Annotated in this window: 15 protein-coding genes; 8 read left to right on the forward strand and 7 right to left on the reverse strand. The window is 73.7% G+C overall.

The annotated features are described in order from the left end of the window. Positions 1-22 precede the first annotated feature (22 nt). Positions 23-610 carry a dihydrofolate reductase family protein gene (locus EIY87_RS29390; protein WP_125313077.1) on the forward strand — a complete coding sequence of 196 codons (588 nt, stop codon included), beginning with the start codon at positions 23-25 and terminating at the stop codon, positions 608-610. A gap of 10 nt (positions 611-620) precedes the next feature. On the opposite strand, the gene EIY87_RS29395 is transcribed toward EIY87_RS29390, so the two are convergent. From EIY87_RS29395 to EIY87_RS29415, 5 genes are all read right to left on the reverse strand, one after another. Then, entirely contained in the window at positions 621-1,445 is an 825-nt protein-coding gene (locus EIY87_RS29395; RefSeq protein WP_125313589.1) for a DUF72 domain-containing protein, read from the reverse strand. 32 nt (positions 1,446-1,477) lie between these two features. After that, the gene (locus EIY87_RS29400; RefSeq protein ID WP_125313078.1) at positions 1,478-4,672 is read right to left on the reverse strand and encodes a tetratricopeptide repeat protein; all 3,195 of its coding nucleotides are present in this window, start codon (positions 4,670-4,672) and stop codon (positions 1,478-1,480) included. Positions 4,673-4,696: 24 nt separating this feature from the next. Beyond that, positions 4,697-5,089 (reverse strand): NUDIX hydrolase, encoded by a 393-nt coding sequence (locus EIY87_RS29405; protein ID WP_125313079.1) that lies wholly within the window; start codon positions 5,087-5,089, stop codon positions 4,697-4,699. Positions 5,090-5,104: 15 nt separating this feature from the next. Beyond that, on the reverse strand, positions 5,105-6,775 hold the full coding sequence (locus EIY87_RS29410) for a hypothetical protein (RefSeq protein ID WP_125313080.1): 1,671 nt from the start codon (positions 6,773-6,775) through the stop codon (positions 5,105-5,107). A 76-nt stretch (positions 6,776-6,851) separates the two neighbouring features. Continuing rightward, complete coding sequence (locus EIY87_RS29415; RefSeq protein ID WP_125313081.1) at positions 6,852-7,211, reverse strand: VOC family protein; 360 nt, start codon at positions 7,209-7,211, stop codon at positions 6,852-6,854. A gap of 259 nt (positions 7,212-7,470) precedes the next feature. On the opposite strand from EIY87_RS29415, the gene EIY87_RS29420 reads away from it, so the two are divergent. Continuing rightward, the gene (locus EIY87_RS29420) at positions 7,471-7,665 is read left to right on the forward strand and encodes a hypothetical protein (protein ID WP_125313082.1); all 195 of its coding nucleotides are present in this window, start codon (positions 7,471-7,473) and stop codon (positions 7,663-7,665) included. 86 nt (positions 7,666-7,751) lie between these two features. Then, on the forward strand, positions 7,752-10,367 hold the full coding sequence (locus tag EIY87_RS29425; RefSeq protein WP_404800106.1) for a CHAT domain-containing protein: 2,616 nt from the start codon (positions 7,752-7,754) through the stop codon (positions 10,365-10,367). A gap of 73 nt (positions 10,368-10,440) precedes the next feature. On the opposite strand, the gene EIY87_RS29430 is transcribed toward EIY87_RS29425, so the two are convergent. Together EIY87_RS29430 and EIY87_RS29435 are read right to left on the reverse strand one after the other, a co-directional pair. Next, positions 10,441-11,418 carry an aldo/keto reductase gene (locus EIY87_RS29430; RefSeq protein ID WP_125313083.1) on the reverse strand — a complete coding sequence of 326 codons (978 nt, stop codon included), beginning with the start codon at positions 11,416-11,418 and terminating at the stop codon, positions 10,441-10,443. A gap of 1 nt (position 11,419) precedes the next feature. After that, positions 11,420-12,205, reverse strand: coding sequence for an SDR family oxidoreductase (locus EIY87_RS29435; protein WP_125313084.1), 786 nt, complete (start codon positions 12,203-12,205; stop codon positions 11,420-11,422). A gap of 205 nt (positions 12,206-12,410) precedes the next feature. Here EIY87_RS29435 and EIY87_RS29440 point away from each other — a divergent pair, with 205 nt between their 5' ends. The 5 genes from EIY87_RS29440 to EIY87_RS47780 are packed head-to-tail and all read left to right on the forward strand — an operon-like array spanning position 12,411 to position 24,139. Continuing rightward, positions 12,411-18,155 (forward strand): type I polyketide synthase, encoded by a 5,745-nt coding sequence (locus EIY87_RS29440; RefSeq protein WP_125313085.1) that lies wholly within the window; start codon positions 12,411-12,413, stop codon positions 18,153-18,155. Beyond that, positions 18,152-21,985: a beta-ketoacyl synthase N-terminal-like domain-containing protein gene (locus EIY87_RS29445; RefSeq protein WP_225440092.1), complete on the forward strand. Its 3,834-nt coding sequence runs from the start codon at positions 18,152-18,154 to the stop codon at positions 21,983-21,985. Before EIY87_RS29440 ends, EIY87_RS29445 begins: the two co-directional genes overlap by 4 nt. Further along, a complete protein-coding gene (locus EIY87_RS29450) occupies positions 21,982-22,272 on the forward strand; it encodes a phosphopantetheine-binding protein (protein WP_086856267.1) in 291 nt (96 codons plus the stop codon). Before EIY87_RS29445 ends, EIY87_RS29450 begins: the two co-directional genes overlap by 4 nt. Further along, on the forward strand, positions 22,260-23,036 hold the full coding sequence (locus tag EIY87_RS29455) for an alpha/beta fold hydrolase (protein WP_125313087.1): 777 nt from the start codon (positions 22,260-22,262) through the stop codon (positions 23,034-23,036). Before EIY87_RS29450 ends, EIY87_RS29455 begins: the two co-directional genes overlap by 13 nt. Beyond that, positions 23,033-24,139, forward strand: coding sequence for a glycosyltransferase (locus EIY87_RS47780; RefSeq protein ID WP_158641376.1), 1,107 nt, complete (start codon positions 23,033-23,035; stop codon positions 24,137-24,139). Before EIY87_RS29455 ends, EIY87_RS47780 begins: the two co-directional genes overlap by 4 nt. Positions 24,140-24,193 lie beyond the last annotated feature (54 nt).

The raw sequence follows: 24,193 nt of genomic DNA on the forward strand, positions 1-24,193 counted from the left end.
TCCCGAACCAGAGGAGGGCTCCGTGGGCGAAGTGGTGCTGTACAGCTCGGTGTCGGTGGACGGCTTCGTCGCGGACGAGAACGACCAGCCCGGACCGCTGTTCGACTGGCTGTCCGGCGGTGACGTCCCGCTGGACGGGAGCGGCGCGGTGAAGGTGTCGCAGGCGTCCTACGACTACACCCGGCCGTACTGGGACCGGATCGGGGCGACGATCGTCGGCCGCCACGTGTTCGACCTGACGGACGGCTGGGACGGCAAGCCCCCGGCCGGCGTCGACCACGTGGTCGTCGTGACGCACCGGCCGCCGCCCGCGGGCTGGGACCCCGGGGCGCCGTTCCACTTCGTCGGCGGAGTCGAGGCGGCCGTGGCCAAGGCGCAGGAGCTCGCGGGTGACCGCGTGGTCGAGGTCGCCGCCGGCGACGTCGGGGGCCAGGTGCTGGCCGCGGGCTTGGTCGACGAGGTGCGGATGGACGTCGTCCCCGTCGTGTTCGGGTCCGGCAAGCGCTACTTCGGTTCGGTCCACGCGCAGCACCTGCTGGCAGACCCCGCCGAAGTGGTTCAGGGCGACCGGGTGCTGCACGTGCGCTATCGGGTGCAGCGGCCGGAGTGAGCCGCCCAGCTCAGAACAACGTCGCCGGCTCGATCGGGTCCGGTTCCGGCAGTGCCTCCAGATCCGGGACCAGCGCGCGCACCTCCGCGTGGAACCGCCGGGCCAGCGCCGGTGCCTCGTCGTTGTCCGGCGTGTGCACGAAAACGGTCGGCGACCGGCCCTCGCGCAGCCAAGCGGCGGCCGCCTCGACCCAAGGCCGCCAGCCTTCCACCGTCTCCTCGACCGAATCCCGGCCCAGGTAGCGGACGATCGGCTGGTCCGTCAACGCCCGGGTGCGCCGGGGCAGCCGGGGTTTCTTCGCCCACGCCTCCTGCTCCGCCGCACTGACCGGCGGGCTCTGGAAGAACACCGTGGTGTCGAACGGAACCCACTCCGCGTCCGCGCCGGCCAGGGTTCCCTCCAGCAACGACGTCGACGCGGCGTCGGTGAAGAACGACGGGTGACGCACCTCCACCGCCCGGCGGAGGCCGGCCGGGAGCCGACGCAGGAAGCGGGCGAGGGCGTCGACGTCCGAGGGAGCGAACGAGCCGGGGAGCTGGGTCCACAGGACCGCGCGGTCGCCGAGCGGCTCGATCGCGTCCAGGAACGCGCGCATCTCGGCCTCGACGCCGGTGAAGCGGCGCTCGTGCGTGACGACCTTGGGGAGCTTGACCACGAACCGGAAGCCGGGCCCGGTCTGCTCGGACCACGTCTCGACCGTAGTGCGGGCGGGAGTCGCGTAGAACGTCGTGTTGCCTTCGACCGCGTTGCACCAGCCCGCGTAGGCGCGCAGGCGTTCCTTGGGCGGCAACGCCGGCGGCAGGAACCGGCCGGGCCACGCCTTGTGGGTCCACATCGCACAGCCGACGTGCAGTCGGGCCAACGGTTTCAGCTCCCTTCGCCCGTGAGCCGGTCGATGCGGTCCTGCAGCGCTCTCGTCTGCGGGTCAGCGGGCCCCATGATCTTCTCGAAGCCGTCCCGCGCGCGCCGCAGCAGGGTGAGTGCGGTGGCGGTGTCGCCTTCGGACAGCCGGGCCGAGCCCAGGTCCGCAAGGGACACGAGGGTGTCGGGGTGCTCGTCACCCAGGGTGCGCCGTCGATCCGCGAGGACGCCGGTCAGCAGCTGCGCCGCCCGGGCGGGATCGCCGCCCAGCAAGCAGGTCCGGGCGAGGGTGTTCCGGGCGACGAGCGTGTCGGGGTGGTCGGCGCCCAGGACCCGGGTCAGGTCGGCGGTCACCGCCTCGGCCATCGCCGCGGCTTCGCCGAGGCGACCGGCGGTCAGGTAGGCGTTGGCGAGGTTGCTTCTCGTGCTCATGGTGTCCGGGTTTTCGTTTCCCAGCAACCGGATCCGGTCGGCCAGGAGAGCCTCGTGCAACGGGATGGCCGTGGCCACGTCGCCGGCCGATTCGTGGGCGTTCGCGACGTTGTTGCGCAGGGTGAGGGTGGTGGGGTGGTCCGCGCCGAGGACGCGCTCCGCGTCCGCGAGCGCGGCCCGGTGGTTCCGGAGCGCACCGGTGACGTCGCCGGACTGCTCCTGAGCGGCGGCGAGTTCGCTCAGGTACCCGATCGCGTCCGTGTGGTCGACGCCGAGCACCCGGACCGCGTCGGCGCGGACGTCTTGGCTGAGGGCGAGCGCTTTCGCCCTTTCGCCGGCGGTGAGCCAGGCAGACGCGAGTTGGCTCCGGGCGCTCAAGGTCGACGGGTGGGCGGGTCCCAGCACCCGCTCGAAGCCGGCCGCGGTGGCGTCCAGCAGCGTGATCGCGTTCGGGAGATCTCCCGCGGCGGCCAGTGTGTGCGCGAAGGCCTTGCGGCACGCGAGCGTGCTCGGGTGGTCCGGGCCGAGGATCCGTTCGGCGTCGGGCAGCAGCCGCCGGTACTCGCTGACGGCGCCCGTGAGGTCGCCGGACCGGCGCAGGGCGGCGGCCAGCACCGCCCGGGCGTTCACCGTCGTCGGGTGGTCGCTGCCCAGCGCCCGTTCGCAGTCCGCGACGATCTTCCGGTGCTCGGCGAGCCCGTCCCCCGTCCGTCCCGCCGACACGATGGCCGCCGCGAGCCGCATCCGGGTGTCGAGCGTCTCGGGGTGCACGGGCCCGGCGGTCCGGGTGCGGACTTCGAGCGTCGCCTCGTAGCTCGCGATCGCTTCCGCGAGCTCGCCCATCGAGCGCTGGAAGTCGGCGAGCTCGTCGCGGGCGGCGAGGGTCTGCGGGTGGTCCTCGCCCACCGTCCGCGCCAAGGCGGCGATGGTCGTCCGGTGGAGTTCGGCGGCGCGGGCCGGGTTACCGGTGTTGGCCTGCGCCGACGCGAGCTTGGCGCGGGACCGCAGGGTGTCGCGGTGCTCGGGACCCAGGATCCGGACGCGTTGCTCGAGCGTGGCCTCGTAGAGCGCGATGGCGCGCGCGAGATCGCCTGCCGACTCGTAACAGGCGGCGAGGCTGCTGCGGCACGTGATCGTGTTCGGGTGGTCGATGCCGAGGACCTGCTCGTGCCGGGCGGCGGCGGCTTCGGAAAGCGGCAGGGCTTCCCGCAGGTTCCCGGTCGCCGTGCAGGCGATCGCCAGGTTGCTGCGCACGGCCAGGAGGTCGGGGTGGTCCGGCCCGAGCACGCGCTCGCCGTCGGCGAGGACCGCTTCGAACATCCGGATGGCGCGGTCCGGCCTGCCGGTCTCGCGGTACGCGCCGGCCAGGTTGCTGCGCGCCGCCAGCGTCGACCGGTCCTGGTCGCCGAACACCCGGCCGCTGCCGCGCACGCAGCGTTCCAGGAGCTCGACGGCGCCCGCGTAGTCGCCTTGGTCGCGCAGGAAGCTCCCGGCGTCGTTCAGGAGCCGGAGGGTGCCAGCGGAGTCGGTCTCCGGTGGGGCGAAGCCGAGCAGCGCCCTCGCGTGCGGCAGCACGGCCGTGTACCGCGGCCAGGCGCGCGGATCGCGGCAGCTGTGGTCGGTGAGGTGGCCCGCCAGCCGGCCGGTGGCCGCGACGAGCGCGGTCGCGATCAGGTCGGGCCGCCGGTGGGGATCGGCCGGGTCCGGCGTGCGCGTGACGCTCTGGACCAGGCGGTGGACGGCGATCTCGGCGGTGGACAGCTTGATCATGCTGAAGGCGTGGAGCTTGCCCAGCGCGTCGAGGGTGTCCGGGCCCTCGTCGTCGAACAGCCGCCGCGCGATGCCGTCGGGGGCGTACCAGGCCAGCTGGCGCAGCACGGCCGGCGCCGGGGTGTCCGCGAGGCGGTCGAGGGTGACGTGCCACACCCGCGCCATGGTGCGCTGCGCGTCGCCGCCTTCCGCGGTCGCGGCGAACACCCGCGCGGGGTACCTGGCGAGCAGGTCGAGGTAGGCGGACGGGGTGATGCGCGTCTGCGCGAGGTACGCGCCGGCCTGCTCCACCGCCAGCGGCAGCCGGCCCAGCTCCTCGCACAACCGCGCGGCGTCCGGGACGTCGGCGTCGGGCCAGTCCTCGGCGACGACGCGTGTCAGCAGTTCTTCCGCGTCGCCGGCCGGGAGGACGTCCACGGCGAGGGACGGCGTGCCGCGCCAGCCCGTGCGCTGCCTGCTGGTGAGCACGATCGTGCCGGTGGACACCCGCGTGAGCACTTCGTCGGCGTCGGCGGGCGTGGTCAGGTTGTCCAGGACGAGCAGCCAGCCGTCGGTGCCGGCGAGCCGGCGGAGCGCCACCTCGACGCGCTCGCGCACCGGCAGCCCGGCGGTGCCCGGGTCGACGGCCACCGCGAGGTCGGCGAGCCCGGCCCGCAGCGCGGCGGGGGTGTCGGCGGTGATCCACCAGGTGAAGCCGAACCGCTCGGCGTTGAGGCGGGCGAACCGCGCCACGAGCGTGCTCTTGCCGACGCCGCCCATCCCGTGCACCACCGCGACCGACGGCCGTCCGGGCTCACGCAGGAGCCGCTCCAGCCGGTCCAGCTCGCCGGTGCGGCCCACGAAGAGCCCGGACGCGGGTATCCGGCCGGCCGGCGGTGTCGCGCCGGAAACCGGGTGGTGCTCGTGGAAATGCACGTCGCCGGTGATCGTGCCCGCCTGGAGCACGGATCCCGAAACGACGCCGCCGACGGCGTTCACCACACCCGGATCCCCGCTCACCGGCCGATTATGGCGGAGGGGGAGCTACCGATCCAGGACCTCACGGAAGTGGTCCGGCAACGGCAGTTCCAGCGCTTGCGCCCGCGTCAGCCAAGCGAAGTCGTCGTGTTCCGCCGGGTTGAGCACGACGTCGGCCGGCCCGGTTTCTTCGGCCGCGTAGACGACCGCGTGGATCCGCAGGTCGCGGCCCGCGATGTCCGGCCACTCGGCGCGCCCCAGCTCACCCGTGACCCGGACGCGCAATCCCGTTTCCTCGGCCGCTTCCCGGACCGCGGTCGTCTGGAAGGGCTCGCCCGGCTCGGCGGTTCCGCCCGGCAGTTCCCACTGGCCCGCGCGGAACACGCCGGCCGCGCGGCGGAGGAACAGCACCCGCTCGCCGCGCGCGATCCAGCAGTACGCCAGGTGTTTCTCCGTCATGCGCGCGATTCTCGCTCAGTTGGTCTTCGACGTCGGCAGGTGGGCGCCCAGGTACCCGACGTACACCGTGCCGGTGCGGTCGGTGTCGTCGAGGAAGTGCAGGCGCGGCGCGGGTGCTTTGAAGCGCTCCAAGGCGATGTGCGCGCCGAAGTAGTCGCGGCCCGCCGGGTTGGTGCGGGGGGCGACGCGGAACGTCCTGGCCTGGCGGAGCCGTTCGTTCGTGGTCACCGTGTCCGACTCGGCCAGCGCGATGATGTTGGCGCTGATCAGCGAACCCGGCTGGCCGGTGCGGGCGAACGCGAGCACGTCCGACAGCTCGGGGCCCGGATCCTGGCCCGCGTCGAGCGACGACGTGCGCGCGCCCGCGTACGCGTCGAGCGTCCGGAGCGCGTCCCACGCCTTGCGGCGCCAGGCGGCGGCTTTCGGGTGGTGGTCGAGGATCGCGGCCGGCGCCGGGTCGGCGGTGATCGCGAGGTGCTTCAGCGACGCCGTCGCCGCGGCGATCAGCTCGGCGAAGCTGGGGAACTCCTCCGGCGGGCGGCCGGCGGCGGCCACTTCGTCGTCCGCGTCGTGGTGGCGGGCGAGGCGGCCGGCCAGCAAGCCGTTGACGCGCCTGAGTTCGTCGCGCTCGGCCTCGGTTTCCTCGAACGCGCGCGCGCAGTCGTCCACCTCCTCCTGCAGCTGCGCGAGCTGCTCGCGCAGGCACACGACGTCCGTCGCGGAGACGTCCTCGAGCCGGCCGCGCAACGCCTTCACCTCGCAGGCGTGGCGATCGCGCTCTTCGGCGTGGGCCTTCGCCTTCTTCCGCAGGATCGTGATCACCCGGCGGGCCTCGGCCAGTTCCCGCTCGGCGCGGCCGAGCTTCCCGGTCAGCTCGGCGTCCGGCCCCCGGTCCGGCGCGACGAACGGATCGGCCGCGTACCAGGCGCGCACGCTCGCCACCCCGGCCCACTCCTCGGGCAGCGGCGTCCGGCCGCGCGCCTGGAGCAGCTGCGTGATCGCGCCTTCGAGCGCTTCGCCGGACACCGGGCTGGCCGTCTCGACGAAGTCCGGCAGCTGGTCGCACGGCGGCGCGTACAGCCGCGCGCCCGCCGGGACCGCGCAGCCGAGCGGGAGGTTCCGGTTGAGCGTGCGGCGGAAGCGGTCGTCGACGTCGAAGACGTTGACCAGCCCCGGCCAGCCCGAGACGGGCACCGTCGGCGGCTCGGCGAGCACCAGCACCGCCGACGTCCGCCAGGGCGCCACCAGCGCTTCGCCCAGCAGGTCGGCGAGGTGGTCGCACTCCTCGCGGGACCAGCCGCGCATGGCCAGCACCGGCGTTTCGATGGGGATTTCGTCGTGCCCGCTGGCGCCCAGTTCCTCCAGCCCGATCCGGTGCGCGGGCGCGACGTGGCAGCTGCGCCACGGCCGCGTGCACGCCGCGGCCAGCAGCCACGTCACCCGGTCTTCGCCCGCGCGGTAGCAAAGCGAGAGGAATACCTGAACGGAGTAGCGGCCTTCCCCGTCGCCGTAAGCGAATTCGAGATCGCACCGGCGCGACCCGCCGTCGTCGGACGAGCCGAGATCGGTGACGGTGTAGTCGTCGTGCTGCCGCTGGCGGCTGATCAGCCTGCTGCGCAAGGCGTCGAGGGGGCGTTTTCCTTCGGTGGGGACCAGGCCGTGGTGCCAGATCCGGTGCACCCCCACAGGACTCAACTCCGTTCGCCGCGACGCCGACCTCAGCCGAACATAGCGGATCCTGTGACCGCCCGAACGCGGGGCGTCACCTCGTCCAGAGGCAGAACGGGTGCCCGGCGGGGTCGAAGCAGACCCGCACGTCGTCCTGCGGCTGGAAGTCCGCGACGACGGCTCCGGCGGCCACCGCGGTCCGGGTGGCTTCGTCGAGGTCGTCCACTTCGACGTCGAGGTGCAGCTGCATCTGCTGGGCGCCGTCGACGGGCGGCCAGGTGGGCGGGACGTGCCCGGTTTCGAGCTGGAACGAGAGCCCGGCGCTCCCGTCCTCGGGGCGCAGCGTCACCCACTCCGGTTCATCGGTCCGGATCGGCCAGCCGAGCAGCTCCGAGTAGAACGCCGCGAGCGCGTGCGGGTCCGGCGCGCCGAGCACCGTGGAGGTCAGTTTCATGATCGAGTGGTACCCGCGGGGCTGAGGGTCGATGCACGTCCGGTGTGGACGTCGTTACAGACTTCACTCTTTAGGACGGTCCACTCGGAGCGTCTAGCCTGATCACAGCGGTGGAGCTGACTTTCCGTAGCGAAAACCCTCCCGATCATTGCTCCGTTGTGGAACTATTGGGCCGTTCGCGAGGAGAGGGCCTCGCGAGGGGGACTCACCGTCACGGCCAGCGTCCCCAGGCAGATCCCCAGGGGAGAGGAGATCGACCATGTCGACGCCCACGGACACGAAGCCCGACGAGACGCCGGAACCGATCGAGAAGGCCGGCCCGGTGGTCCCGCACCCGGAGCCCGACGAGCACGGCTGGGTGCACATCGACCACGAGCACATCACGGTCCCGAAGACCGACGGTCCGGTCGTGACGCCGAACTGCGGTCCGCCCTGCTACCAGGTCGCCCGCTGAGCTTCATCGAAACGTGATCGCCCGCCCGCCGATCTTCTTCCGGTGGGCGGGCTTCTTTCTGCTACGGGCTGTGCTGTCATAGTGGGGTGCCCGTGACAAAGCTCGACCCGACCGAAGTCATCGAGAAGGTCCGACAGCTTCACCGGACGGCCGCGGACAAGTCCTGCCTCGCGCGCTACCACGAAGGTGTCCGGCTCCTCCGGCGAGCGGTGGGCCTGCTCGACTCGATCTATCCCGTGCCGGACGAGCACTACACCGACTGGCTCGTGGTGCGCATCCGCGTGTCGAGCCTGCTCGCCGCGCTGTCCTCGGAGATCACCGGGGACGTGGGAGCCGGCCTCGCCGCGCTCGACGACGTGCGGTTGCTGACCGGTGCGATCGATGATCTCGTGCTCAAGGCGGAGCTCAACGGCGCCCTCGACCACAACTACGCCGCGAAGCTGACCACCGTCGGGCGCAACGAGGACAGTCTCCAGTACTTCGATCTGTCGCTGGAGCACCAGGAATACCGGCTGCGGCACGGGAGCGCGCCGGAGTCGCGGATCGAGGCGTTCGCCCAGACTCTGACCATGCGCGCCTCCAGCCACATCCGGCTGGGCAACGTCCAGCAGGCTCGCGCCGACCTGAACCGGTCGCTGGAGCTGGCCGAAAAGCACGAGCTGCGTGCCCAGGCCGCCGACATCCACCGGAACCTGGGCACGCTGGCGCTCCGGACGGGTGACGTTCCGGAAGCCCTCCGGCTCTACGAGCTGAGCGAGCGCAGCTATCGCGCGCTGGGCCGGGACGCGCCGCCGTGGCTCTGGCTCGAGCAGGCCCAGGCCCTGCTCGCCGCCGGGCTGGCCGATGAGGCCGGTGCCCACCTCGACAGCCACATGGAGGTGATGGCCGATCAGGACAGCGTCACCCGCGACCTGGGGTTCGTCGAGCTGCACCGGGCCTCCGCCGCGCTGCTGAGCGACGACCTCGCCCTCGCCCGGCAGATGGCGGCCGCGGCGCGCAGGCGGATGCTCAAGGTCGGCTGCAAGACGTGCGTCGCGAACGCCACCGTCATCGGCTTGCAGGCCGACACCCGTGAAGCGCTGCGGACCGGGGTGTTCACGGCGGCTTTGCCGGGCCGGGCGTTGCGGGCGGCCGAGAAGATGCCGGTGCCGCGTTTGACCGACCAGGCCGCCACCGCGCGGATGCTCGCCGTGCGGCTCGACATCCGGCGGGGGAACCTCAAGCGCGCCGTCGAGACCCTCGGGAAGGTCCCCCGTCCCGGGCAGCTCACCCCGATCGACTACCGGATGCTGCGCCGCCTCTGCCGGGCCGAGCTGGCCGTCGCGCAGGGGAGCCGGGCGAAGGCGCTCACCGAAATCCGGTCCGGGCTCACCGAACTCGACGCCGTGCGGGACCGGATGGGCGGGCTCGACCTCGTCTCCGGGACCGCGCTGCACGGCCAGGAGCTCGCCGATCTCGCCGTCAAGCTCGTGCTCGAACGCAACGACGCGCGGCGGCTGTTCGTCTGGCTCGAACGCACGCGCGCGCAGACCTACCGGTACGAGCCGCTCTCCGCCGGGACCGATCCCGAGCTGGCCGCGAGCGTCGCCGAGGTGCGGGGGCTCGGGCAGGCCATCCAGGAGGCCCAGCACGACGGGCACCCGATCGCCGGGCTGCGGGCCAAGTACAACGAACGGCTTCGCGAAGCCCAGCGGCTCGGGTGGCACACCGGGCGCTGGGGGCGGCCGCGGCCGGTGGCCGGGCTCGGGGAGGTCGTCGCGCGGCTCGGGGAGCGGGCCATGGTCAGCTTCGCCGCTTCCGGGGACGAGCTCGTCGCCGTGGTCGTGGCCGGGGGCGAATGCCGGCTGGTGCGGCTCGGGTCGGCCGGGGCCGCCGCCGAGTCCGCGCGGGTGCTCAACGTCGACCTCGACGCGCTCGCGCCGGACAACCTGCCCGAGCGGCTGGCCGAGGTCGTCATGGCGTCCGCGCGCAAGCAGGCCGACAAGCTCGACGCGCAGCTCATCCAGCCCCTCGCCGAGCTGTTCGGCGAGCGGGAGCTGGTCATCGTCCCGACCGGGCCGCTCTACGCCGTGCCGTGGGGCGTGCTGCCGGGGCTGCGGGGGCGGCCGACCGTGGTCGCGCCCTCGGCGACCGCGTGGCTCGCCGCCGAGCTCACCAAGCTGACCCGGGCGCGGAAGATCGTGCTCGTCCGCGGGCCGGGGCTGGCCGGGGCGCGCGGTGAGCTCGAGAAGCTGACCACGCACTACCGCACCGCGACGACCATGACCGGCGCCAAGGCCACGGTGAAGTCCGTCCTGCGCGCGATGGACGGCGCGAAGCTCGCGCACTTCGCCGCGCACGGCGCGCACGAGCCGGAGAACGCCCTCTTCTCCCGCCTCGAACTCGCCGACGGCGCGCTTTTCGGCCACGAGATGGCCGGGCTGCGGCAGCCGCCGCGGCAAGTCGTGTTCGCCGCGTGCGAGCTGGCGCTCAACCGCATCCGGCCCGGCGACGAGGCGCTGGGGTTCGCCAGCGCGTTGCTGGCCAGCGGCTCGCGGACGGTGATCGCACCGCTGTCCCGCGTCGGAGACCTGGCGTCGGCGGCGGCGATGGACGACTACTACCGGGCGCTGGCGGAGCGGGAGAGCCCCGCGCTGGCGCTGGCGGACGCGATCGCGGTGGACCCGTTCCGCCGCCCGTTCGTCTGCCTCGGCGCCGGCTGACGTCCGGGCGTCGTGAACGACTCTTTCATGGCGTCCGGCGAGGTGAACGACTCTTTCATGACATCGCGGGCCGCTACGTCCGTGCCGGTGCGGGCTGAGCGGGCGGGGACCACACCAGTCGCGGGTCGGTCTGGACGAAGCTGCCGAGCAGGTGGTCGATCCGCGTCAGGACGTCGAGGTCCAGCCGCACACCACTCGCCTTCGCGTTCTCCGTGACCTGCTCCGGCGTGCTCGCCCCGGCCACCGTCGCGGCGACGCCCTCGTGCTGCAGCGTCCACGCCAGCGCGAGCTGCGCCATCGTCAGGCCCGCGTCGTCGGCGACGCCGCGCAGCAGCTCCACCCGCTCCAGCAGCTCCGGCATCAGCAACGGCCGCGCGTACGCCGGGCCGGCCGCGCGGGAGCCCGCCTGGATGCGGCCGTCGTGGTACTTGCCCGTGAGGACGCCCTGGGCGAGCGGCACCGACGCGAACTGGCCGACGCCGATCCGGTCGCACACCGGCATCACCTGCGCCTCCGCCACCCGCCACAGCATCGAGTAGTGCGGCTGGTTGGCGATCAGCGGGACGTCGTAGCGCTGCGCGGCTTCGTGGGCCTGCAGCAGCTGCTCGGCCGTCCACTCCGACGTGCCCACGTACCGGACCTTCCCCTGCCGCACCAGGTCGGACAACGCTAGGAACGTCTCCGCGACCGGGGTGCGGAAGTCGAAGCGCAGCAGCTGGTAGACGTCGATGTGGTCGGTCCGCAGCCGTCGCAGGGAGCCCTCGCACGACGCGATGACGTGCTTGCGGCTCAGGCCGGCGGCGTTCGGGCCCGGGCCCTCCGGCCAGAAGACGCCGGTGCACAGGACCAGTTCGTCGCGCAGCGCACCGGAAAACGCCGCGCCGTAGGCCTCTTCGGCCGCGCCGCCGTCCCACGCGGCCGCGGTGTGGAACGTCGTGATGCCGGCGTCCAGTGCCGCCGCGACACAGCCGGGTTCGTGGTGCGTCAGCCAGTTGCCGTACGCGATGTCGCTGACGGCGAGCCCGCTCGCGCCGACCCTGCGGTACTCCACTTCAGCCTCCCACGGCCATCTCGTCGATCCACGCGTCGACCGCGCCCGCCTTGCGCGCGAACGACTCCCGCACCGATTCGTGCGGCAGGATCAGGAACTCCTCCTTGCCGAGCCCGCGCACGACGGCTTCGGCGACGTCCTCGGGTTCGAGCAGCGGCGCCGCCGCCGCGATCGCCAGCGCGGCCGGGTGGCCGGCGGCGATGCCGGGTTCGAGCAGCGCCGTGCGGACGCCGAGCGGGCACAGCGCGCTGACCCGGATCCCGCGGGGCCGGTAGGTGATCGCCAGCCACTCCGCGAGGCCGACCGCCGCGTGCTTGGTCACCGAGTACGGCGCGTCGCCCGGGGTGCCGAGCAGGCCGGCGGCCGACGCCGTGAGCAGCAGGTGGCCTTCGCCGCGCGCGAGCATCGACGGCAGCACGGCTTGGGCGGCGTGCACGTGCTGCAGCACGTTGATCTCCCACGACTTCTGCCACTGCTCGTCGGACGCGTGGACGCCGGTGCCGAACGCCGCGCCGGCGTTGGCGCAGAACAGGTCCACCGGGCCGAACTCGGCGCGGGCGGTCGCGACCAGCGCCTTCAGGTCCTTTTTGGACGTCGCGTCGGCGGTCGCCGCGACGGCCCGCCCGCCGGCGGTGGCGATCTCGTCCGCCACCCGGGCCGCGCCCGCGGTGTCCACGTCGGACACCACCACGCCCGCCGCGCCCTCGGCGGCGAAGCGGCGGGCCATGGCGGCCCCGATCCCGTGGGCCGCGCCGGTCAGCACGACGACCCGTCCAGTCAGTTCCACGCGGGCTCCAGGTATTTCACGGTCGAATTGTCACTTGCGTGCGGGAAATGCATTCCTCGGTTGCGATCCAGGTGATAAAAGTGCTGGTCAGGGGTGTGATCGCGGGGTGTTCCGCGGTTTCGTACTCTAGCACGAGTATTGCTTTTCACCGGTCCGGTGCGTTATTTCTGAAGATCGCCCCACCCCGCGCTCAGGAGGTCCGCCGATGGCCGAGCTCGTCCCGCCGTCGCACGTTCGACGGCTGCGTTGCCTCGGGTTCGGCGACCCGGACGCCGTCGCCGCGGTCGCCCGCGGTGGCGGCCTCGGCGTGCTCGACGGCGCCGATCCGGCGGCCGTGGCGCTGGTCGCCGACCGGGTCCGGGTGCCCCACGGGGTGCGCACCGACGGCCCGTTGCCCGCGGGCGCGGCCTTCGCCGTCCGGACGAAAGCGCCGTGGGCCGGTGCGCTCGCGGAAGTCGGTGACGTCGCCACGGCCGCCGAGGCGGTGGCGCACGGCGCGCTGGGGCTGGTCGCGCGCGGCGGCGAGCTGAGCGACTTCGTGCTGCTGCAACAACTCCTGAACGCCTTCGACGTCCCGGTCTGGGGGACCGTGGCCGGGCCGCGGACCGCCGTCGGCGCACTGGCCGGTGGCGCGGCGGGCGTGGTCACGACGTCCACAGTGGAATCGGACGTGCGCCGGATCACCGGTGCCACCGTTCCCGAGGTGGCCGCACCGGACCGGCTCCTGCGGACGCTGGGCACCACGCTCCCGGTCGTCCAGGGGCCGATGACGCGGGTGAGCGACCAGCCCGCGTTCGCCGCCGCGGTCGCCGAAGCGGGCGGCTTCCCGTTCGTCGCCGTCGCCACGTCGAACGGCGCGCGCACCACCGAACTCCTGACCCGCACGGCCGAACTGCTCGGCGACCGGCCGTGGGGCGCGGGGATCCTCGGCTTCGTGCCGGACGACCTGCGGGCCGCGCAGCTCGCCGCGATCCGCGCCGCCCGGCCGCGGTGCGTGCTGATCGCGGGCGGGAAACCCGGGCAGGCCAAGGCCCTCGAAGCCGAGGGGATCGCGACCTTCGTGCACGTGCCGTCGCCGATCCTGCTCGGCCAGTACCTCGACGCCGGGGTCCGCCGGTTCGTCTTCGAAGGCGCCGAATGCGGCGGGCACGTCGGCCCACGCGCGAGTTTCGAGCTGTGGGAAGAACAACTGGCCGTGCTGGGCGCGGCGAAGGACGTCGAAGTGCTGTTCGCCGGCGGGATCCACGACGCGCGCTCGGCCGCGGTGGTCCGGGCGATGGCGGCGCCGCTCGACGCCGTCGGGGTTCTGATGGGCACCGCGTACCTCTTCACCGAAGAAGCCGTGACGCACGGCGCGATCACCGATCTGTTCCAGCGGCGCGCGCTCGAAGCCGCCACCACCGTCACGCTGGAGACCGCGCCCGGTCACCGCACGCGCTGCCTGCCCAGCCCGTACACCGCCGAATTCGAGCGGGTCAAAGCGAGCCTGCGGGACGTGCCCGCGCAGGAAGCCTGGCAGCGGCTGGAGGAGCTGAACACCGGACGGCTGCGCGTCGCGAGCAAGGGTCTCCGCCACGGCGGGGAAACCCTCGACGAGGAAACCCAGCTGGCCGAAGGGATGTTCATGGCCGGGGAGGTCGCCGTGCTGCGCGACCGGAGGACGACGATCGCCGAGCTGCACCGCGAAGTCTCGGCCGGGAAAACGTTCACCCGCGCCGAAGAACCCGTACCACCGGGGGAAACCCGGGACATCGCCGTCATCGGGATGGCCTGCGCGTTCCCCGGCGCGCCGGACCTCGAAGCGTTCTGGTCGAACGTCCTGCGCGGCGAGGACGCCGTCACCGAGGTGCCGCCGGAGCGCTGGGACCCGGAGGTCTACTTCGGACAGTCGACGTCCAAGTGGGGCGGGTTCCTGCCCCCGGTGGCGGTCGACCCGCTCGACTTCGGCATCCCGCCGTCCGCGATGGGGAGCATCGACCCGGCCCAGCTGGTTTCGCTGGAGATCGCGCGCCGCGCCCTCGAAGACGCCGGGTACGCGCACCGGGACTTCGACCGCGAGCGCACGAGCGTCGTGTTCGGCGCGGAGGCGGGCGGCGACCTGGCCAACGCGGGCACCCTGCGGTCCCTGCTCGACGGCTACCTCGACGAGGTACCGCCGGAACTCCTGGCGCAGCTGCCCGAACCGACCGAGGACACCTTCCCGGGCACGCTCGCCAACGTCATCTCCGGCCGGATCGCCAACCGGCTCGACCTCGGCGGCGCCAACTACACGGTCGACGCCGCCTGCGGTTCCTCGCTGGCCGCGCTGGACCTCGCCGCCAAGGAACTGCGCGCCGGGACGAGCGAACTGGTCCTCTGCGGCGCGGTCGACCTGCACAACGGCATCCACGACTACCTCATGTTCACCTCGGCCGGCGCGCTCTCGCCGACCGGCCGCTGCCGCCCGTTCGACGCCGCCGCCGACGGGATCGCGCTCGGCGAGGGCGTCGCCTGCCTGGTGCTCAAGCGCCTCGCCGACGCCGAGCGCGACGGCGACCGGGTCTACGCCGTGGTCAAGGGTGTCGGCGCGGCCAGCGACGGCAAGGCGCTCGGCCTGACCGCGCCCCGCCCGGAAGGCCAGTACCGCGCCCTGGAACGCGCTTACCGCGACGCCGGGGTGTCCCCTGTGGACGTCGGTCTCGTCGAAGCGCACGGCACGGGAACGGTGGTCGGGGACGCGACCGAACTGCGGACGCTGACCGGGTTCTTCGCCGCCGCGGGCGCCGCGCCCGGCAGCTGCGCGCTCGGCTCGGTCAAGAGCCAGATCGGCCACACGAAGTGCGCGGCCGGGCTGGCCGGGCTGATCAAGGCGGCGCTGGCGCTCTGGCACGAAGTCGTCCCGCCGACGCTGCACCTGAGCGAGCCGAACACCGCCTGGGACCCGGTCGCCAGCCCGTTCACGTTCACCACCGCGGCGCGCCCGTGGGCGGAACCGGCCCGGCTGGCCGGGGTCAGCGCGTTCGGCTTCGGCGGCACCAACTTCCACGCCGTGCTCGGCGCCGGTCCGGTCGCCCCGGACCGCCGGCACGGCCCGCGCGACTGGCCGGCCGTCGCCGAGAAAGCCCTTGCCGGGATCCGGCGCGCCGACGCCGACCCGGGGAAGATCGCCTTCCTGTTCCCCGGCCAGGGCAGCCAGCGCCCCGGCATGCTCGCCGAGCTGTTCGTGCACTTCCCGGAGCTGGCCGAGCTGCTCAAGCTCGCCCCCGACGTCGCCGCGAAAGCGTTCCCGCCCCGGGTGTTCGCGTCGGCCGCCGTCCAGGAGCAAGAGAAAGCCCTTACCGACACGCAGGTGGCCCAGCCCGCGCTCGGGCTCGTCGAGACGGCGGTCGCCCGGCTGCTGGATCAGGTCGGCGTCCGCCCGGACTTCCTGGCCGGGCACAGCTACGGCGAGCTGGTCGCGCTGTCGGTCGCGGGCGCGTTCGACACCGGGACGTTGCTGCGGCTCAGCCGGGCCCGCGCGCGGGCCATCGCCGAGGTCACCGAGCCCGGTGCGATGGCCGCGGTCAAAGCACCGCGGGACGCGCTGACGTCCACCCTGATCGGCCCGGACGTCGTGGTGGCCAACCACAACGCGCCCGAGCAGGTCGTCCTTTCCGGACCGGTGGCGGCGGTCGAACGCGCGATCCGGCGGCTGCGGGAGACCGGGTTCGCCGCCAAGCGGATCCCGGTCGCCTGCGCGTTCCACAGCCCGCTGGTCGCCGCCGCTGGTGCCGTCTTCGCGGCGGAACTCGCGGCGGAGTCCCTTGTGGACCCGGAATTGCCGGTCTGGGCGAACCGCACCGCGGCGCCCTACACCGATGACGTCGCGGCCGAACTCGCCGCGCAGATCGGTTCCCCGGTGCGGTTCCTCGACCAGATCGAGTCGATGTACGCGGCGGGCGCGCGGACGTTCGTCGAAGCCGGACCCGGCCGGGTGCTGTCCCGGCTGGTCGGGGAGATCCTCGGCGACCGCCCGCACACCGTCGTCGCTTGTGGACCCGACCTGACCGGGTTCCTGGCCGCGCTGGCCAAACTCGCTTCCGCTGGGGTCGACGTCCGCACCGAACGCCTGGTGCGCGCGAAGCCCCCGGCGCCGTCCCCCACCGCCTGGGCCGTGGACGGGCGGTCCGCCCGCGCGCCCGGTGCCGAGGTCCCCGCCCTGCCCCCGGCCCGACGAATCCGGAGTACCGCCATGACCCAGCCCGCTCCCGGCCGCGACCAGGCCGTCGTCGACTTCCTGCGCACCACCCGCGAACTCGTGGCGGCGCAACGGGAAGTGATGCTCGGCTACCTCGGCAGCGCGCCCGCCCCGGCGCCCGCGGCGCCCGCTCCGATACCGGTGGTGCACGCGGAACCGGAACCCGAACCGGTCACCGAGACACCGGCCGACGTCCTGGGCACCGTGATCGGCGTGATCAGCGAACGCACCGGCTACCCGGCCGAGATGATCGCCGGCGACCTCGACCTCGAAGCCGACCTGTCGATCGACTCGATCAAGCGCACCGAAATCGCGGGCACGCTGCTGTCCCGGCTGGGGCTGCCCGCCGACGACCGCACCGACCAGCTCAGCCGCGACCGGACGGCCGACGCGCTGACCGCGCACCTGGAGAGCTGGCTGAGTCCCACCCCGGCGGCCGCCGCGCCGACCCGGTACCGGCTCGACCGGGTGCCGGTGCCGCTCGACCCGGATCCCGCGCGGCTGCACGGGAAATCCGTGGCGGTGCTCGGCGAGGACGACTCCGTCAGTACCGCCTTCGCCGCGGCCGGGGCGGAAGTCGTCGAGGGCGACGCGGACATCACCGTGCTCCTCGCCCGCGACCTGACCGACGTGTTCGGCCGGCTCAAGGCCCTGCGCGGGACCGTGCTCGTGGCCGCCGCGCCGGACGCGGTGCCGGGCCTGCGCGGCCTGGTCCGGTCGGCCGCGCTCGAACGCGACGGCGTCACCCGGCTCGTCGAGGTCACGCGGGACGTCGCCAAGGTGCTGGTCGACGAGGCCCTCAGTGACGGGCCCGCGGTGGTCGGCCACGACGACGGCGGCCGGTTCACGATCGAACCCCGGCCCGCGGACCTGGGTTCGATCGCCTACTCCGGCGCAGGTCCGGGCGGCGGCGAGCTGGCCGCGCTGGGCCTCGGCCCGGAGTCCGTGGTCCTCCTGATCGGCGGCGCCCGCGGGATCACCGCCCGCGCGGCCGTCGCCTTCGCCGCCTCCGGCTGCCGGATCGAGCTGGCCGGGCGCACGCCGTGGCCGGGCGAGCCGGACGACCTGCCCGCCGACCCCGCCGCGATGCGGGCGGTGCTGGCCGGCCGCGGTGGTTCGGTCGCCGACATCGAACGCCGGGTGCGGACCGTGCTGGCCCAGCGCGAGATCGGCCGGACACTCGGCGAGATCCGCGCCGCGGGCGGGAACCCGGCCTACACCGAACTCGACGTGCGGGACCCGGAGGCCGTGCACCACCTGGTCAAGGGCCTCCGCGGCCGGGTCGACGGCGTCGTCTTCGCCGCGGGGGTCATCGACGACAAGCTCATGGCGGACAAGGACGAGCAGTCGTTCCGGACGGTCTTCGAGACCAAAGCGGACGGTGCCCGCACCCTGCTCGCCGCGCTGGCGGAGACCGGCGCCGAGCCCGGGTTCGTCACCTTCTTCGGCAGCATCGCTGCGGTGCTCGGCAATCGCGGCCAGACCGACTACGCCGCGGCGAACGACGCGCTGGCGACACTGGCGAAGACCTGGCCGGGCCGCGCGGTGACCGTCCACTGGGGACCGTGGGCGCCCGCCGCCGACCACAGCGGCATGGTCTCGCCGGAGCTGGCCCGCGAGTACGAACGCCGGGACGTCGGGCTGCTCGACGCGGACGAGGGCGTCGCGGCCCTGCTGCGCGAACTCGCCTACGGCACGGACCGCGCGGTCCTGTACACGGCGTCGTTGTGGTGAGCCAGGAGCCGGTGGCGATCACCGGCATGGGCGTGTTCCTGCCCGGCGCGTCCACAGTGGACCAGTACTGGCGGAACCTGGTGGCCGGGACCGACGCCGTCACGGACGTCCCGCCGCACCGCCGCGATCCGGCGTTCCACGGCCACGACGGCGCCGCGCCCGACCGGACCCACGGCCGGCGCGGCGGCTTCACCGCGGACACCCTGGACTTCGACCCGATCGCGCACGGCGTGCCGCCGACGTCCCTCGACGGCACCGAGCCGGACCAGCTCACCGCGCTGGCCGTCGCCGTGACCGCGGTCGAGGACGCCGGCGGCCTCGGCAGGCTCGGTCACCCCGAACGGATCGGCGTCGTGCTCGGCCGCGGCGGGTACCTCTCGCCGGGCCTGCAGGGCTTCGACCAGCGCGTCCGCACCGTCCGGCAGATCACCCGCACGGTCGGCGAGCTGCTGCCCGCGGCCGGTCAGGACGTCCTCGACCGGCTGCGCGCGGCCCTCCTCGAACCGCTGGGCGAGTTCCGCCCGGAGACCGCGGCCGGGCTGGTGCCGAACCTCGCCGCGGCCCGCGTCGCGAACCGGCTCGACCTCGGCGGCCCGGCGTACACAGTGGACGCCGCGTGCGCGTCCTCGCTGGTCGCGGTCGACCAGGCGATCGGCGAGCTGGCCCGCGGCCGCTGCGACGTCGTGCTGGCCGGCGGGGCCCACCAGACGCAGGACGACACGCTGTGGGCGCTGTTCACCCAGCTCGGCGCGTTGTCGCCGAGCCAGCGGATCAGCCCGCTGTCCCGCGCCGCGGACGGCATGCTCATCGGCGAGGGCACCGCGATCGTCGTGCTCAAGCGGCTGGCCGACGCCCGCCGCGACGGCGACCGCGTCTACGCCGTGATCCGCGGCAGCGGCACGTCGAGCGACGGGCGGGGCGCGAGCCTGCTCAGCCCGTCCGTCGCCGGGCAGACCCTCGCCCTGCGGCGCGCCTGGGCCGGGCTGGACCTGGCGGAAATCGGCCTGCTGGAGGCGCACGGCACCGCTACGCCGGCCGGCGACGCGGCCGAGCTGACCACCGTCGCCGACGTCTTCGGCCAGGCGAGCGGGCCGCGCTCGGTAATCGGCTCGGTCAAGTCGATGATCGGCCACACGCTGCCGACCGCCGGGGTCGCCGGGCTGGTGAAGGTCGCGCTCGCGCTGCACCACGGGGTCCTGCCGCCGACGCTCAACTGCGCCGACCCGAACCCGCTGCTCGACAAGACCCGGTTCCGGGTGCTGGCCGAGGCCGAGCCGTGGGGCGACCTGCCGCGGGTGGCCGCGGTCAACGCGTTCGGCTTCGGCGGGGTGAACGCGCACGTCGTGCTCGAAGCCGGGGATCCGGCGCCGAAGCGACGGGTCCGCGTCGACGAACCGGAACGCGTGCTGCGGCTGGCCGCGGCCACCCCGGAAGCGCTGCTGGAGCAGCTCGAGAAGCCCGGCGAGGGCGCCGGGCCGTGCCGCCTCGGGATCGTCGGCCCGGACGAGCGCAAGCTCGCCACGGCCCGCCGCGTGCTCGCGAAGGTCGCGGCCGAGGGCCGGTCGTGGCACGGCGGCGGGGACATCTGGTGCACGACCGACCCGTTGCTGCCCGCCGCTAAGACCGCGTTCCTCTACCCGGGCCTGGAGGCCGACGCCGAGCCGCGCCTCGACGACGTGGCCCGGCACTTCGGCCTCGACCGTCCACAGTGGTCGACGGTGACCGTGCCCGCCCGCGCCACGAGCGTGTCGTCGACCGGGCTGCTGCTCGACCACGCCCTGCGGCGGCTGGGGATCCGCCCGGACGCGCTCGCCGGGCACAGCGCGGGCGAGTGGACGGCCATGCAGGCCGCCGGGATGTACCGGGCCGAGCCGGACCTGCTGGAAAAGTACTGGCCCGGCGGGTTCGAGCTGCCGGAGGCGGACTACCTGGTGCTGGGTTGTGCCGCCGCGCGGGTCACCGAGCTGCTCCCCGGCGATCTGGTGATCTCGCACGAGAACGCGGCTCAGCAGACCATCGTGTGCGGCCCGCCGGACGTCGTCGCGGAATTCGCGGTGACCTGCCGCGGGCTCGGCATCGTGGCCCGGACCCTGCCGTTCCGGTCCGGCTTCCACACCCCGCTGATGGAACCGCACCTCGCGCCGTTCGCCCGGCTCGTCGCGGACCTGGACCTGCTGGCGCCCGCGGTGCCGGTGTGGTCGGCGACGACGACGCGGCCGTACCCGGCGGCCGCGGCGGACGTCCGGCGCCTCTACCTCGACCACCTGCTGCGCCCGGTCCGCTTCCGGCAGCTGACCGAGGCGCTGCACGACGCCGGGTTCCGGGCGTTCGTGCAGGTCGGCGCCGGGCAGCTCGGCTCGTTCGTCACCGATACCCTCGGCGAGCGGCGGCACCTGGTGGTCGCGGCCGCGTCGGGTACGCGATCCGGGCTCGCGCAGCTGCGGCGGGTCGCGACCGCGTTGTGGACCGAGGGCGGCGACCCCGACTTCGCGGCGCTCGAACCGCGGCGGATCCGGCTCAACACCGGGAAACCCCTGCTGTCACTGGGAGAATCGGCCCGGGGCCTGCTGGACACCGCGGCGCCGCCCGAGCTGCCCGCGGGGGTTCCGGACGCCATCGTCGCCGAGTTCACCGCGCTGCTCACCGAGACGCGCCGGAGCGCGGCGGACGTCGTCGCGGCGGCCGCGCGACGCCGTACCGAGTCCACAGTGGACGTATCGCTGGCCGCGATGCCTTATCTGCGCGACCACCGGTTCTTCCGCCAGCGCGACGACTGGCCCGACGAGGACGACTTCCGCCCGGTGGTGCCCGCGACGACGCTCGTCGACCTCGCCTGCCGGGCCGTCGAACGCACCTGGCCGGGCACGAAGGCGGTGACCGTGCGGGACGCCGTCTTCTCGCGCTGGCTGATCGCGTCGCCCGCCCAGCGGGTGCCGTTGTCGCTGAGCCGCGAGGGCGACCGCGTGACCGTCGAGATCGGACCGTACGCGCTGCTGACCGTCGAGGTCGGGGTGTTCGCACCACCGCCGTCGCCGGCCGGGGTGCCCGGGCCGGAGACCGCGCCGCCGCTGAGCGCGGCCGAGATCTACGAGCGGCGCGAGATGTTCCACGGCCCGGCCTACCAGGGCCTGGCCCGGCTGACCGGGCTCGGCGAGCAGCACATCCGCGGCGAACTGGTCGTGCCGCCGGCGCCCGGCGGGCTGCTCGACAACGTCGGCCAGCTGCTCGGCTGCTGGCTGATGGCGACCCGGTCCGACGGCCTGCTCGCGTTCCCGCGCTCGATCGGCAAGCTCACCTGGTACGGCCCCGAACCGCCGCCAGGCACCCGCGTGACCTGCCAGGCGCGGGTCCGGCTGCCGCGGCCCGACGTCCTGGAGATGGACGCCGAGCTGGTGCGCGACGGCCGGGTGCTGGCGAGCGTCGAGGGCTGGCGGGACGTCCGGTTCCCGTGCGACCGCGCGGCCCACCGCGTCTACGCCTTCCCCGCGGAAAACCTGCTGTCCGAACGGCGGGAGGACGGCTCGGTCGCGGTCACCGACCGCTGGCCGACGGTCGCCGCGCGGGACATCTACGCCGGCGTCTACCTCAGCGCGGAGGAACGCGCCGAGTTCGCCGCCGTGCCACCGCGGCAGCAGCGCGGCTGGCTGCTGCGGCAGATCGCCGCGAAGGACGCCGTGCGGGCCCGGCTCGCCGAGCCCGTGTACCCCGCGGAAATCCGCGTCCACGACGACGGCACGGTGTCCGGCAGGCACCGGGAGCTGCCGGGTCACGCCGTCACGGTCGAGCTGACCGGGGAGACCGCCATCGCACACCACAGGAGCACGCCATGACCATCGACCACGCGTCCGCGACGTTCGACGTCGTCGCCGAGCTGCTCGCCGAGCTCGTCGGCGACGCCGAGGTGCTCGGGATCGAGATCACGCCCGACACGACGTTCCACGAGGACCTGCAACTGGAGAGCATCGACCTGGTGACCTTCGCGAGCATCCTCGCCGAGCACTTCGGCGCGGACGTCAACCTCGCCGAGCACTTGGCGGAGAAGGACCTCGACGACGTCATCGGCCTGACCGTCGGCGACATCGCCCGGTTCGTGGGGGAGCGCACGTGCCCACGATGACCGTCAACGGGCTGCGCACGAACGTGCAGCTCGTGCCCGCCGGCGGCACCGAGACCGTGGTGTTCCTGCACGGCATGGGCACCGACAGCCTGGCGAGCTTCTACCTGACGCTGGCGCCGCCGGTCGCGGCCGCGGGCATCGACGTGATCAGCTACGACCTGCGCGGGCACGGCAAGACCGAGCGCCCGGTGCGCGGCTACACGCTCGGGGACTTCGTCGCCGACCTCGACGACCTGCTCGTGCAGCTGGCCGTCGACCGGCCGGTGCACCTGGTGGGCAACAGCTTCGGCGGCACGCTCGCCTACAGCTACGCCGTGGCGAACCCTTCCCGGGTCCGCAGCATCGTGTGCATCGAGTCCGAGCCGGCCACCGAGGTCTGGGCCGGGAAGATGGGCGAGATCCTCGCGCACACCGTGCGGTTCCTGCAGGTGGAGGAGAGCTTCGACTGGATCGAGGCGAACTTCAGCGCGCACCACCGGCGGCTGGCGCGGCTGGCGGCCGAGCGGATCACGTCGACGAAGATGGCGGAGGAGGTACCGCTCGGGCCGTTGCTCACCTGGGAGCAGGTGGCGGCGATCGGCTGCCCGGTACTGTCCATTTTGGGCAGTCACGGCTACCAGGCCGACGACCTCGAAGCCCTGACGTCGTTGCTGCCGCACGGCGAGCTGCACGTCTTCGAAGGACAAGGGCACTCGGTGCTGGTGGAGCAGCACCGCGAAGTGCGCGAGCTGGTGCTCAAGTGGATCGATCGGCACGCGGCGTGAGGTTCCTGCTGGTCGTCCCGCCGCTGGCCGGGCACGTGGCGCCGCTGCAGGGGGTGGCCGCGGTGCTCGAAGCGCGCGGGCACTCGGTGGCCTGGTGCGGTCCGGTGCCCGCACTGTCCACAGTGGTCGCCGGGCGGGTCTACCCGGCGGGGGACTCCGCGCCGTTTTCGGTGGCCCTGCGCCCGCCGGAGCTGCGCGGGTTCGCGGCGCTGAAGTACCTGTGGGAGTCGTACCTGGTGCCGCTGGCGGACGCGATGGTGCCCGGCGTGCTGGCGGCCGTCGCGGCGTTCGAACCGGACGTCGTCGTCGTGGACCAGCAGGCGATGGCGGGCGCGCTGGTGGCCGCGCGGTGCGGGCTGCCGTGGGCGACGTCGGCGTCGACGTCCACCGAGCTGGCCGACCCGCTGGGCTCGCTGCCGAAGATCGCGTCCTGGGTGGACGAACTGCAGGCGGGCCTGCGCGCGCGGCACGGCGTCCTGCTCGGCGACCTGCGGTTCTCCCCGCACCTGGTGCTGGCGTTCACGACCCGGGCGCTGGCCGGCGAGTCCCGGCTGGCGGTACCGGTGTCCTACGTCGGCCCGGCGCTGCCTCCGGCGCCCGGTGACTGGTCCCCTGTGGACGATCGGCCGCTGGTCGTGGTGACGCTGGGAACGTCGAACGCGACGGCGGGGGCCCGGTTCCTCGCCGAGAGCGTGGACGCGCTGGCGGGGATGCCGGACGTGCAGGGCCTGGTGGTGGACCCGAGCGGTCACTTGATCAGCGAAAGTGTCGCCCTGGCCCGGCGGATCCCGCAGGTGGCGGTGTTCGCGCACGCGTCGGTGGTGGTCTGCCACGGCGGGCACAACACGGTGTGCGAGGCGCTCGCGGCCGGGGTGCCGCTGGTGGTGGCGCCGATCCGGGACGACCAGTCGATGCTGGCCCAGCAGGTGGTCGCGGCGTCGGCGGGCGTGCGCGTGCGGTTCGACCGCGCCAAGGCGGCCGACCTCCGGACGGCGATCGAATCGGCCGGGCACTACCGGCCCGGGGCCGAACAGATCCGCGACTCCTTCGCGGCGGCGGGCGGCGCGGAAGAAGCGGCGACGCACCTGGAGGCGCTGGGCTGAAGTCCCGGTCTAGATCCGGCCATGCGCCCCAATGTGGCGTTCGGTGCGTCCAGC

The organism is Amycolatopsis eburnea (genome assembly GCF_003937945.1).
GTDB lineage: Bacteria > Actinomycetota > Actinomycetes > Mycobacteriales > Pseudonocardiaceae > Amycolatopsis > Amycolatopsis eburnea.

What these genes read in the sequence shown, in the direction of transcription:
- EIY87_RS29395 (WP_125313589.1), bottom strand. Translation starts at nt 1,445, where the DNA reads ATGTGGACCCACAAGGCGTGGCCCGGCCGGTTCCTGCCGCCGGCGTTG.
- EIY87_RS29405 (WP_125313079.1), bottom strand. Translation starts at nt 5,089, where the DNA reads ATGACGGAGAAACACCTGGCGTACTGCTGGATCGCGCGCGGCGAGCGG.
- EIY87_RS29415 (WP_125313081.1), bottom strand. Translation starts at nt 7,211, where the DNA reads ATGAAACTGACCTCCACGGTGCTCGGCGCGCCGGACCCGCACGCGCTC.
- EIY87_RS29420 (WP_125313082.1), top strand. Translation starts at nt 7,471, where the DNA reads ATGTCGACGCCCACGGACACGAAGCCCGACGAGACGCCGGAACCGATC.
- EIY87_RS29440 (WP_125313085.1), top strand. Translation starts at nt 12,411, where the DNA reads ATGGCCGAGCTCGTCCCGCCGTCGCACGTTCGACGGCTGCGTTGCCTC.
- EIY87_RS29450 (WP_086856267.1), top strand. Translation starts at nt 21,982, where the DNA reads ATGACCATCGACCACGCGTCCGCGACGTTCGACGTCGTCGCCGAGCTG.